9 protein-coding genes are annotated in these 12,402 nt (G+C 49.8%); 8 read left to right on the plus strand and 1 reads right to left on the minus strand.

Annotated elements, in window-relative coordinates; genetic code table 11:
• Positions 1 to 4: 4 nt before the first annotated feature.
• Entirely contained in the window at positions 5 to 769 is a 765-nt protein-coding gene (yaaA, locus tag NQ546_RS00295; RefSeq protein ID WP_081446740.1) for a peroxide stress protein YaaA, read from the minus strand.
• A gap of 284 nt (positions 770 to 1,053) precedes the next feature.
• On the opposite strand from yaaA, the gene recJ reads away from it, so the two are divergent.
• The 8 genes from recJ (at position 1,054) to dnaG (ending at position 12,399) form a co-directional block, all read left to right on the plus strand.
• Positions 1,054 to 2,769 (plus strand): single-stranded-DNA-specific exonuclease RecJ, encoded by a 1,716-nt coding sequence (gene recJ, locus NQ546_RS00300; RefSeq protein WP_004288392.1) that lies wholly within the window; start codon positions 1,054 to 1,056, stop codon positions 2,767 to 2,769.
• Positions 2,770 to 2,832: 63 nt separating this feature from the next.
• Positions 2,833 to 4,767 carry a RecQ family ATP-dependent DNA helicase gene (locus tag NQ546_RS00305; protein WP_004288391.1) on the plus strand — a complete coding sequence of 645 codons (1,935 nt, stop codon included), beginning with the start codon at positions 2,833 to 2,835 and terminating at the stop codon, positions 4,765 to 4,767.
• 82 nt (positions 4,768 to 4,849) lie between these two features.
• Entirely contained in the window at positions 4,850 to 5,809 is a 960-nt protein-coding gene (locus NQ546_RS00310; RefSeq protein WP_004288390.1) for a tetratricopeptide repeat protein, read from the plus strand.
• 304 nt (positions 5,810 to 6,113) lie between these two features.
• Positions 6,114 to 6,962, plus strand: coding sequence for a prephenate dehydratase (locus NQ546_RS00315; RefSeq protein WP_004288388.1), 849 nt, complete (start codon positions 6,114 to 6,116; stop codon positions 6,960 to 6,962).
• The gene (locus NQ546_RS00320) at positions 6,937 to 8,118 is read left to right on the plus strand and encodes a pyridoxal phosphate-dependent aminotransferase (RefSeq protein WP_004288387.1); all 1,182 of its coding nucleotides are present in this window, start codon (positions 6,937 to 6,939) and stop codon (positions 8,116 to 8,118) included. Before NQ546_RS00315 ends, NQ546_RS00320 begins: the two co-directional genes overlap by 26 nt.
• Positions 8,119 to 8,329: 211 nt before the next feature.
• Positions 8,330 to 9,397, plus strand: coding sequence for a bifunctional 3-deoxy-7-phosphoheptulonate synthase/chorismate mutase type II (locus NQ546_RS00325; RefSeq protein WP_004288386.1), 1,068 nt, complete (start codon positions 8,330 to 8,332; stop codon positions 9,395 to 9,397).
• A gap of 17 nt (positions 9,398 to 9,414) precedes the next feature.
• On the plus strand, positions 9,415 to 10,188 hold the full coding sequence (locus NQ546_RS00330; RefSeq protein WP_004288385.1) for a prephenate dehydrogenase: 774 nt from the start codon (positions 9,415 to 9,417) through the stop codon (positions 10,186 to 10,188).
• A 117-nt stretch (positions 10,189 to 10,305) separates the two neighbouring features.
• The gene (gene dnaG / locus NQ546_RS00335) at positions 10,306 to 12,399 is read left to right on the plus strand and encodes a DNA primase (RefSeq protein WP_004288384.1); all 2,094 of its coding nucleotides are present in this window, start codon (positions 10,306 to 10,308) and stop codon (positions 12,397 to 12,399) included.
• Positions 12,400 to 12,402 lie beyond the last annotated feature (3 nt).

Raw genomic sequence — 12,402 nt, forward strand, 5'->3', positions numbered from 1 at the left:
AATCTTATCCCGGCGTAAACAGCAAATGATCGTCCGTACTGCGTTTTTCATCGAAAGCAAAGCCTTCCCATGAAAAGCCCCTCAAACCTTCGGGAGAATCCACACGCTCTTTAATTATATAGCGCACCATTTCTCCCCGGCACATCTTTGCATAAATGACAACGGTCTTCAGCCCACCATCTTTCCAAATCCGGAACTCAGGAGTGACAACCCGCACTTCCTTTTCCACCCGTTTCCAATCAAACAAATCTTTCATCTCGCCACTTGCCAGATTCACCAGCACACCTCCCTGACGCTTGATTTCCGCAATGAAACAGTCTGTCAACAGCGGTTTCCAATAATCGAACATGGACACTCCCCCTTTTTCGGGCAGACACACATCACCCTCCAGACGATAAGGCTTGATACCGTCCAACGGACGAAGCAAACCATAAAGAAAAGAAGTTATACGGAGATGTTCCTGCGCATAACGAAAATCATCGGCAGTAAAATCTTTCGGCAAAATACGTTTGAAGACAGCCCCCGTATACGCGCCGATTGCCGGCATGGGACGATTGTCTTCCGAGCAGAAGTCATGAAAACGCAGTCTGTTTTCCGCTGCAATCTTTGCGTTCACCCTCAAGATTTTTTCCAGTTCCGCAACAGGCATCTGCGACATTTCCAACACATTCCGCACAGCTTCCGCCTCAAAATGCGGAACCGTCATTTCGGGTACATCCAAAGAGCAACGCGATGCCATGGTTTTGGCACAAGAGATAAAAGTGAGCATAGGCATATTTATTTACTTCAGAACCTGTTGGGATTTCATCCGGCATTATCTTGAAAGCAAGTTTGGAGAAAAGTTCAGACAGGCTCTTAGACAATACAAAAATAAAAGGTTTTTGGGAGAGAATACACATCGTTAAGAATATTTTCTATATAATTCACGCCGATTTCAAGAGTTTTTCATACCTTTACAGCTTGTTGGAGAAATAGCATATAGCAAGCGGATAGCGAAAATCCCCTTTCATTCTCCGGCATTTTGCGATAGAAAAAGAAAAAATAATATATAAAATGACTCACAAATGGAATTATTTACCCATTACATCCGAACAGACAGAAGCAAGCCAACGACTGGCCCAAGAATTAGGGATTAGCCCGATACTTGGGGAATTGCTGGTGGAACGGGGAATAACGACAGCTGCTGCTGCCAAGAAGTTTTTCCGCCCGCAACTACCGGATTTGTACGACCCGTTCCTCATGAAGGATATGGACGTGGCCGTAGAACGCCTGAACAAGGCAATGGGAAAGAAAGAGCGTATTCTGGTTTATGGAGATTACGATGTGGACGGAACTACTGCCGTAGCGCTGGTCTACAAGTTCATTCAACAGTTCTATTCTAATATAGACTATTACATACCCGACCGCTACAATGAAGGGTATGGAGTTTCGACCAAAGGCGTGGACTATGCCACCGAAACCGGTGTAGGCCTGATTATAGTGCTGGACTGCGGCATCAAAGCCGTAGACGAAATAGCATACGCCAAAGAAAAAGGCATTGATTTCATCATCTGCGACCACCACGTGCCCGATGAAGTTCTCCCTCCCGCCGTAGCCATACTGAACGCCAAGCGCGAAGACAACACCTATCCCTACGAGCACCTCTCAGGTTGCGGAGTAGGTTTTAAATTCATGCAGGCATTCGCCATCAGCAACGGCATCGAGTTTCATCATCTGATACCTTTATTAGACCTGGTTGCAGTCAGCATAGCCTCGGACATTGTACCGATTATGGGAGAGAACCGCATCCTTGCCTATCATGGCTTGAAGCAACTCAACAGCAATCCGAGCGTGGGGTTGAAAGCCATTATCGACGTATGCGGGCTGGCGGAAAAAGAGATTACCGTCAGCGACATCGTATTCAAGATAGGTCCGCGAATCAACGCTTCGGGACGCATCCAAAACGGCAAGGAAGCAGTAGACCTGCTGACGGAGAAAGACTTCTTGCTTGCTTTGGAAAAGGCAGGACAAATCAACCAGTATAACGAAACCCGCAAAGATCTCGACAAAACCATGACCGAAGAGGCCAACCAGATTGTTGCCGGACTGGAAGGGCTTGCCGACCGCCGTTCCATCGTCCTGTACAACGAAGACTGGCACAAAGGAGTCATCGGTATCGTCGCTTCCCGTCTTACGGAGGTATATTACCGTCCCGCCGTAGTGCTGACGCGCACCGACGACATGGCAACCGGTTCGGCACGCTCTGTCTCCGGGTTCGATGTGTACAAAGCCATTGAATACTGCCGGGATTTACTGGAAAACTTCGGCGGTCACACCTATGCAGCCGGATTGTCCATGAAAGTGGAAAATGTTCCCGCTTTCACCCAACGTTTTGAAGAGTTCGTGTCCCGGCACATCCTGCCGGAGCAGACCAGCGCCGTAATCGACATCAATGCCGAGATTGATTTCCGGGACATCACCCCGAAATTCTGTAACGACCTGAAGAAGTTCAACCCGTTCGGCCCCGACAATACCAAACCTGTGTTCTGCACCCATAATGTCTACGACTACGGAACCAGCAAAGTGGTGGGACGCGACCAGGAGCACATCAAACTGGAATTGGTGGATAACAAATCGAACAACGTCATGAACGGCATTGCCTTCGGGCAAAGCTCCCACGTCCGCTACATCAAGACCAAGCGTTCGTTCGACATTTGCTATACCATTGAAGAAAACACCCACAAACGTGGAGAAGTGCAGTTGCAGATTGAAGATATAAAACCTAACTAAGCGTGAAAGGATGTGCCGGAAATCCGAACTGGCACATCCTCTTCATTTTTCAACTTTACAATCATGCCCGCTCAATCCGACAACTCCCAGCTTTCAACACTCAACGCCCAACTCTTGAAGCAGTACTGGGGATATGACAGCTTCCGGGGCATCCAAGAGGAGATCATCAACAGCATCAGCGAGAACAAAGACACATTGGGACTGATGCCTACCGGCGGCGGAAAGTCCATAACCTTTCAGGTTCCGGCACTTGCCAAAGACGGTCTGTGCCTCGTCATCACCCCCCTGATAGCCCTAATGAAAGACCAGGTCCAGAATCTGAGAAAGCGGGGAATCAAAGCACTCTCCATCTATTCCGGCATGAGCCGGCAAGACATCATCACCACCCTGGAGAACTGCATCTTCGGCAACTACAAATTCCTCTACATCTCCCCCGAACGGTTGGATACGGAGATCTTCCGCACCAAACTCCGGAAGATGAAGGTCAGCATGATTACGGTAGACGAAAGCCACTGCATCTCACAATGGGGATATGACTTTCGTCCCGCCTACCTGAAAATCGCAGAAATACGTGAATTGCTGCCGGACGTCCCCGTTCTGGCCCTGACCGCCACCGCCACCCCGGAAGTAGTGAAAGACATCCAGGCCCGCCTGCATTTCCGCCGGGAGAACGTTTTCCGCATGAGCTTTGAACGGAGCAACCTTGCCTACATTGTCCGCAAGACCGACAACAAGACCGGCGAACTGCTACACATCCTGCGCAGCATGCCCGGCAGTGCCATCGTGTACGTGCGCAACCGACGACGTACCAAAGAAATCACCGAACTGCTGAACAACGAAGACATAACAGCCGACTTCTACCATGCCGGACTGGACGATGCCACCAAAGACATCCGCCAGCACCGCTGGCAATCCGGCGGGAGCCGCGTCATGGTGGCCACCAACGCTTTCGGCATGGGAATAGACAAGCCGGACGTGCGCATCGTCATCCACATGGACTTGCCCGATTCCATAGAAGCCTACTTTCAGGAAGCCGGGAGGGCAGGGCGCGACGGACAAAAAGCCTATGCCGTCATTTTATATGCCAAGGCAGACAAGACCACGCTGCACAAGCGCATACCGGATACATTTCCTGAAAAAGAATATATCAAAGACGTGTACGAGCACCTTCAATACTACTACCAAATGGCAATGGGAGACGGCTTGGACTGCGTACGCGAATTCAACATCGAAGACTTCTGCCGCAAATTCAAGTATTTTCCCGTCCCGGTGGACAGCGCACTGAAAATCCTGACGCAAGCAGGATACCTGGAATATACCGGCGAACAGGACAACACCTCGCGCCTCCTCTTCACCATACAACGGGACGAACTTTACAGGCTGCGCGAAATGGGTGATGACATGGACAAGCTCATCCAAACCGTCCTCCGTTCCTACACAGGCGTATTCACAGACTACACCTACATCAACGAAGATTCACTTGCCATACGCACAGGGCTCACCCGCCGGCAAATCTACGAACAGCTGGTTCACCTCGCCAAACTGCGCATCGTGAGCTACATTCCCCGCAAAAAGACACCTTATATAATATACACGCGCGAACGGATAGAAGCACAACTCATCCACATCTCCCCGGAAATCTATGAAGAACGGAAAGCCCGTTATGAAACACGCATCAACGCCATGCTGGAGTATGTGACCAACGACACCCTATGCCGCAGCCGCATGCTGCTGGACTACTTCGGAGAGAAAAACGAACACAACTGCGGGCTATGCGACACCTGCATCGGTTTACGTAAACAAACGGCAACCTGCCAACCGGACAGAGAAGAACTTTATGAAAAGATCCATGAGATACTGTCCGGCGCCCCGCAAACTCCCGCCGGACTGCTCGAACAGCTTCCGATAGAAAAAGAGCTTTTGACCGAAGCATTACACCGGCTCTTGGATGAAGGGAAAATTATTGTCGTCGACGGAATACTGCAAATCAAAAAATAAATCATTATTTTTGTACGGTGCATTGACGACACATCAATTCTGTCAAACGATTAAACAACATAACTAAAACAACATCACAACCATGGGATTCTTTAAATCTTTTTTCTCCGGCAAACCGGCAAACCCGGAAGAGGAAAAACAAAAAAATAATCAGAAAAACTTCGAGATATTCAAGTACGACGGTATGCGCGCCCAACGCATGGGACGCGCCGACTATGCCATAAAGTGCTTCACCGAAGCCCTGGCGCTGCAAGAGGACTTTGAGACAATGGGGTATCTCGCACAGGTGTATATCCAGTCCAACGAGCTGGACGAAGCGCACCAACTGCTGGAGCGCATGATCCGGATAGAACCGGAACACACCTCCACCCTACTGACCCTTGCCAATGTCTGCTACATGCAAGAAGACTACACTGCCATGGCAGAAGCCGCCCAAAAAGCCATTGCCATTGAAGAAGGCAACGCCATGGCGCACTATCTGCTGGGCAAAGCCGGCAACGGGCAAAACAACGGCATCATGTGCATCGCCCATCTCACAAAAGCCATCGTGCTGAAAGACGACTTTACCGAAGCCCGTCTTCTGCGTGCCGAAGCCCTGACGAAGATGCACCAATACAAAGAAGCGATGGAAGACATCGACGCCATACTCGCCCAAGACCCGGACGACGAAAGCGCCATACTGCTCCGCGGAAAAATAAAAGAAGCAACCGGCACCGAGGGCGAAGCGGAAGCCGACTATCTCCATATCACAGAGCTGAACCCCTTCAACGAACAGGCGTTCCTCTATCTGGGGCAACTGTACATCAGCCAGAAAAAGCTGACCGAAGCCATCGAACTGTTTGACGAAGCCATCGAACTGAACCCCAACTTTGCCCAAGCCTACCATGAGCGCGGCCGGGCCAAGCTGCTGAACGGTGACAAAGAAGGTTCTGTGGCAGACATGAAACGCGGGCTGGAGCTGAATCCCAAAGACATACAAGAATTCAACGGACAATATGCCAACCAACCCGGCAATAATACGACAAATATATTAGGGTTATAGGGAAGTTTTCTATAAATTGACGCAAATATCAAAAAAAACATCGTTTTTTATTTGCATATAAAAGAAAAGTGTTACTTTTGTCGCGTAATTCAAAACGAAAAGCAAGAATGAAATCATTTACTTATGCATATTACTTCTTTTTTTACTTTTACTTTAGCCAGAAAGTAGAGCGGGAGTTTGTATGTATCAAGTGACAGTGATGCTTAAGGACTGAATAGAGAACTAAGTAATATATAGAATCCCGCTCCATTGTATGGAAGCGGGATTTTTTTATAGCATAAACCAAGAAAAAAGATAGTCAGGAATGAAAAAGGTAGCCATTCAAGGAACATTAGGTTCGTATCACGACATTGCCGCACACAAGTACTTCGAAGGAGAGGAAATACAGCTGATCTGCTGCGCCAACTTCGAAGATGTGTTTGCCGCTGTCAAGAAAGACAGCCAGACCATAGGTATGCTGGCAATCGAAAATACGATTGCAGGCAGCTTGCTGCACAACAACGAACTGCTCCGCCAAAGCGGTGCACAGATTGTGGGCGAATACAAGTTGCGCATCTCCCACAGCTTCGTTTGCCTGCCCGAAGAAGACTGGGACGACATTACGGAAGTGAACTCCCACCCCATCGCCCTGATGCAATGCCGCGAGTTCCTCGGACAGCATCCCCACATCAAAGTGGTGGAAGGCGAAGACACCGCCCTCAGTGCGGAGATCATCAAAAAAGAGAACCTGAGAGGACATGCCGCCATCTGCTCCAAAGCCGCTGCCGAACGCTATGGCATGAAAGTGTTGCAGGAAGGCATCGAAACAAACAAGCACAACTTCACCCGCTTTCTGGTTGTGGCCGATCCCTGGCAAGTGGACGAGTTGAACCGCCACCGCAACAAAGAGGTCAACAAGGCAAGCATGGTATTCACACTTCCGCATACGGAAGGAAGCCTCTCGCAGGTATTGTCCATTCTGTCTTTCTACCGCATCAACCTGACAAAGATACAATCACTTCCCATCATCGGACGCGAATGGGAATACCAATTCTACGTAGACGTAGTTTTCGACAATGTACTGAAGTATAAACAGTCCATCGTGGCTATCACCCCACTGACCAAAGAACTTAAAATATTAGGAGAATATGAAGATGGAAAATCAAATATCTAAAATAAAGCCCGCCGACCGGCTGGCAAGCGTAAGCGAATACTACTTCTCCAAGAAACTGAAAGAAGTGGCCCGGATGAACGCCGAAGGCAAGGATGTCATCAGCCTGGGCATCGGCAGCCCCGACATGCCGCCTTCGGAGAATACGATACAGACACTTTGCGATGCGGCACGCAACCCCGACGGGCATGGCTACCAGCCCTATGTAGGCATTCCCGAACTGCGCCGCAGCTTTGCCGGCTGGTACAGAAAATGGTACGGCGTGGAGCTGGACTCCAATACGGAGATACAGCCGCTCATCGGTTCCAAAGAAGGTATCCTGCACGTCACACTGGCTTTCGTCAACCCCGGCGAGCAGGTGCTGGTTCCCAACCCCGGCTATCCCACCTATACGTCATTGAGCAAAATATTGGGGGCCGAAGTCATCAACTACAACCTGAAAGAAGAAAACGGCTGGATGCCCGACTTCGACGAACTGGAGAAGATGGATATGAGCCGCGTCAAACTGATGTGGACCAACTATCCCAACATGCCCACAGGAGCAAACGCAACGCCGGAACTTTACCGGAAACTGGTGGACTTTGCACGCCGCAAGGACATTGTCATCGTCAACGACAACCCGTACAGCTTCATCCTGAACGAACACCCCCTCAGCATCCTCAGTGTGCCGGGCGCAAAGGAATGCTGCATCGAGTTCAACTCCATGAGCAAAAGCCACAATATGCCGGGCTGGCGCATCGGCATGCTCGCCTCCAATGCCGACTTCGTCCAATGGATACTGAAAGTGAAGAGCAACATAGACAGCGGCATGTTCCGCGCCATGCAACTGGCCGCCGCCACTGCCCTCGAAGCCGGTGAAGAATGGTACGAAGGCAACAACAGGAACTATCGCGGACGCCGCCGGCTGGCAGGCGAGATTATGCACGAGCTGGGATGCACCTACGACGAAAACCAAGTGGGCATGTTCCTTTGGGGAAAGATTCCCGACAGCTACGCCGATGTAGAGGAACTGACCGAACGCGTATTGCATGAAGCCCGCGTGTTCATCACTCCGGGATTCATCTTCGGCAGCAATGGCAGGAGATACATCCGCATCTCGCTTTGCTGCAAGGACGGCAAGCTGGCAGAAGCGTTGAAGCGCATCAAGGAGATGAAGTAATATCTTTACAGAAGGTCTCTGTCCGGATAAAGGCGGTATCCGTTTTACTAAAACAGACCCGGAGATTTACTAAAACTCCGGCAAAGATTTACTAAAACGTCCGTCCCGTTTTAGTAAATTCCGCAACCGGGCTCAGGAAGGACTCTTCACTGGGAGAAGAAAGACCGAGAAACATTTATACAGAAAGAATATAATTAAACAAATCAAGAATATGGAACTTCAATTAGAATCTATTTTATTGCCGGGCATCGAGGAGAAACGTCCCTTAGTCATTGCCGGCCCATGCAGTGCCGAGACAGAAGAACAAGTAATGGACACAGCCAAGCAATTGTCTGCTAAAGGAATGAAGATATTCCGCGCAGGAATCTGGAAACCCCGCACCAAACCGGGCGGCTTCGAAGGCATCGGCGTAGAAGGCTTGTCCTGGCTCAAAGAAGTGAAAAAGGAAACAGGCATGTACGTATCCACCGAAGTGGCCACTGCCAAACACGTATATGAATGTCTGAAAGCCGGAATAGACATACTCTGGGTGGGTGCCCGCACCACCGCCAATCCCTTTGCCGTACAGGAAATAGCCGATGCCCTGAAAGGCGTGGACATTCCGGTATTGGTGAAGAACCCTGTAAATCCCGACCTGGAACTGTGGATCGGCGCTTTGGAACGTATCAACAACGCCGGACTGAAGCGTCTGGGAGCCATTCACCGCGGCTTCAGCAGCTACGACAAAAAGCTCTACCGCAACCTGCCCCAATGGCACATCCCCATTGAATTGCGCCGCCGCATCCCCAACCTGCCCATCATCTGCGACCCAAGCCACATCGGCGGAAAGCGCGAACTGGTTGCACCCCTCTGCCAGCAGGCAATGGACTTAGGATTCAACGGGCTGATTGTGGAGAGCCACTGCAATCCGGACTGCGCATGGAGCGATGCCGCCCAGCAAGTCACACCGGATGTGCTGGATTACATCCTCAACCTGCTCGTGATACGCAAGGACACGCAAAGCACCGAAAACCTCAGCGAATTGCGCAAGCAGATTGACGAATGCGACAACAACCTCATTCAGGAATTAGCCAAGAGGATGCGTGTGGCACGCGAAATCGGCACATACAAGAAAGAACACGATATGACGATTCTGCAAACAGGACGCTACAACGAAATCCTCGAAAAACGCGGTTCGCAAGGCGCACTCTGCGGCATGGATCCGGAGTTCATCAAGAAAGTTTTCGAGGCAATACACGAAGAGAGTGTGAGACAACAAATGGAGATAATCAACAAATGATGATTAATTTTTGAATTATGCGAATATTAATACTCGGAGCCGGCAAAATGGGCTCTTTCTTTACGGATACTTTAAGTTTTCAACACGAGACGGCAGTGTTTGACGTCAACCCGCACCAGTTGCGTTTTGTCTACAACACCTACCGTTTCACCACGCTGGAGGAAATCAAGGAATTTGAACCGGAGCTGGTAATCAATGCCGTTACGGTGAAATACACCCTTGAGGCCTTCCGCCAGGTGTTGCCTGTGCTACCCAAAGACTGCATCATCAGCGACATCGCTTCGGTAAAGACAAGCTTGAAGAAGTTCTATGAAGAAAGCGGTTTCCGTTATGTCTCGACACATCCCATGTTCGGACCCACATTTGCCAGCCTGAGCAATCTGAATACGGAAAATGCCATTATCATCAGCGAAGGAGACCATCTGGGAAAAATCTTCTTTAAGGATCTATACCAGACCATGAAACTCAATATCTTTGAGTACACCTTCGACGAACACGATGAGACGGTGGCATACTCCCTGTCCATTCCTTTCGTTTCGACCTTTGTGTTTGCAGCAGTCATGAAACATCAGGAAGCTCCGGGAACAACCTTCAAAAAGCACATGGCCATCGCCAAAGGTCTGCTGAGCGAGGACGACTACCTGCTTCAGGAAATCCTGTTCAATCCCCGCACCCCCGGACAGGTGGAGAACATCCGCCTGGAACTGAAACGGCTGTTGGAGATTATCACCAATAAGGATGCCGAAGGGATGAAGAAATACCTGACGAAAATCAGGGAAAAGATTAAATAAGCACTCTTGCCGGGGTTTTCCTTCAGGACAATACAGGGCTAATTTTAAACAGCCCTTTAATGAAGAACTATTTTTTTTTAGTTCTTCATTTTTTATAGGTAACTTTGTGTTCGAATTATGATAGACCAAGCCACCATAGACCGCATACTTGATGCCGCACAAATCGTTGATGTGGTATCGGACTTTGTCACCCTGCGAAAGCGCGGGGTGAACTATGTAGGTCTATGCCCGTTCCATGACGACAAAACACCGTCGTTCTACGTATCGCCTGCCAAAGGATTGTGCAAGTGCTTCGCCTGCGGAAAAGGCGGCAATGTCGTACACTTCATCATGGAGCACGAGCAGATGTCCTATCCCGAAGCCTTGAAATACCTTGCCAAAAAATACGGTATCGAAATCAAGGAACGGGAACTGTCCAACGAAGAAAAACTGGTTCAGGGCGAACGCGAAAGCCTCTTCATTGTCAATCAGTTTGCCCGCGATTATTTCCAGGATATCCTGCGCAACCACGTAGACGGCCGTAGCATCGGTATGGCCTACTTCCGCAACCGCGGTTTTCGCGACGACATCATCGAGAAATTCCAACTGGGCTATTGCACCGAAAGCCACGATGCCATGGCGCAAGAGGCGCTGAAAAAAGGATATAAGAAAGAATTCCTCATCAAGACCGGACTTTGCTACGAGACGGACGATCATCGCCTGCGCGACCGCTTTTGGGGACGTGTCATCTTCCCTGTGCACACGCTGTCGGGCAAGGTAGTGGCATTCGGAGGTCGTGTGCTTGCCAGCGCCACCAAAGGGGTGAAAGTAAAGTACGTCAACTCACCCGAATCGGAAATCTACCATAAGAGCAATGAGCTGTATGGCATCTACTTTGCCAAACAAGCCATTGTAAAGCAAGACCGTTGCTTCTTAGTGGAAGGTTATACGGACGTTATATCCATGCACCAGTCCGGCATAGAAAATGTAGTGGCTTCTTCGGGCACCGCACTGACACCGGGACAAATCCGTCTGATTCATCGCTTCACCAATAATATGACTGTGCTCTACGATGGTGATGCAGCCGGTATCAAGGCTTCTATCCGGGGAATTGACATGCTGTTGGAAGAAGGCATGAACATCAAAGTCTGTCTCCTGCCCGACGGTGACGACCCCGACTCTTTTGCCCGCAAGCACAACTCTACCGAGTTCCAGCAGTTCATACAAGAACATGAAACCGACTTTATCCGTTTCAAAACCAACCTGTTGCTGGAAGATGCCGGCAAAGACCCCATCAAGCGCGCCGAACTGATCGGCAACCTTGTACAAAGCATCTCGGTCATCCCCGAAGCGATTGTACGCGACGTTTACATCAAAGAATGCGCCCAACTGCTGCGCGTAGAAGACAAACTGCTGGTTTCGGAAGTTGCCAAGCGGCGTGAGATGCAAGCCGAAAAACGCGCCGAACAAACAGAACGTGAGCGCAGAAATGCGGTGAGGTCGGCAGAGGGTGCACCCAATACGCCAAAAGTTGAAGGTTCGAATCCCGCTACCCCGACAACAACAAACGGAACTGCATTACCCACCGGAGAAGCCGCCGGATATGACACGAATGCACCTTTTCCACCGGAAGACAATTATATTTCCTTCATCCCGCAAGAGGGAAAAGAAGGGCAAGAGTTCTATAAATACGAACGGTTGATTCTCCAGATGATTGTGCGCTATGGTGAAAAGATTATGTGTAACGCCACCAATGACGAGGGACAGGAAGTCCCTATCAGTGTGATTGAATACGTCATCAACGACCTGAAAGAGGACGAACTGTCATTCCATAACCCGCTGCACCGCCAGATACTGACGGAAGCCGCCGTCCATATACATGACGAGGGCTTCACTGCCGAACGCTATTTTCTGGCACATCCTGAGGCAGCTATCAGCAAACTAAGTGTGGAACTCATCAGCAACCGCTATCAACTGAGCAAGTACCATTCAAAAAGCCAGAAGATAGTAACGGACGAGGAACGTCTTTATGAACTGGTCCCGGCATTAATGATTAATTTCAAATATGCCATCGTCAGCGAAGAGTTGAAGCACATGATGTCCGCCTTGCAAGACCCCGCCGTAGCCAACAACGAAGAGAAATGCAATGCTATCATGAAGCGTTACAGCGAAATGCGTGAAGTGCAAAGAATTATGGCAAAACGATTGGGAGACCGGGTGGTGCTCCCCTGACAA

It is taken from the genome of Bacteroides eggerthii, assembly GCF_025146565.1.
Classification (GTDB): domain Bacteria; phylum Bacteroidota; class Bacteroidia; order Bacteroidales; family Bacteroidaceae; genus Bacteroides; species Bacteroides eggerthii.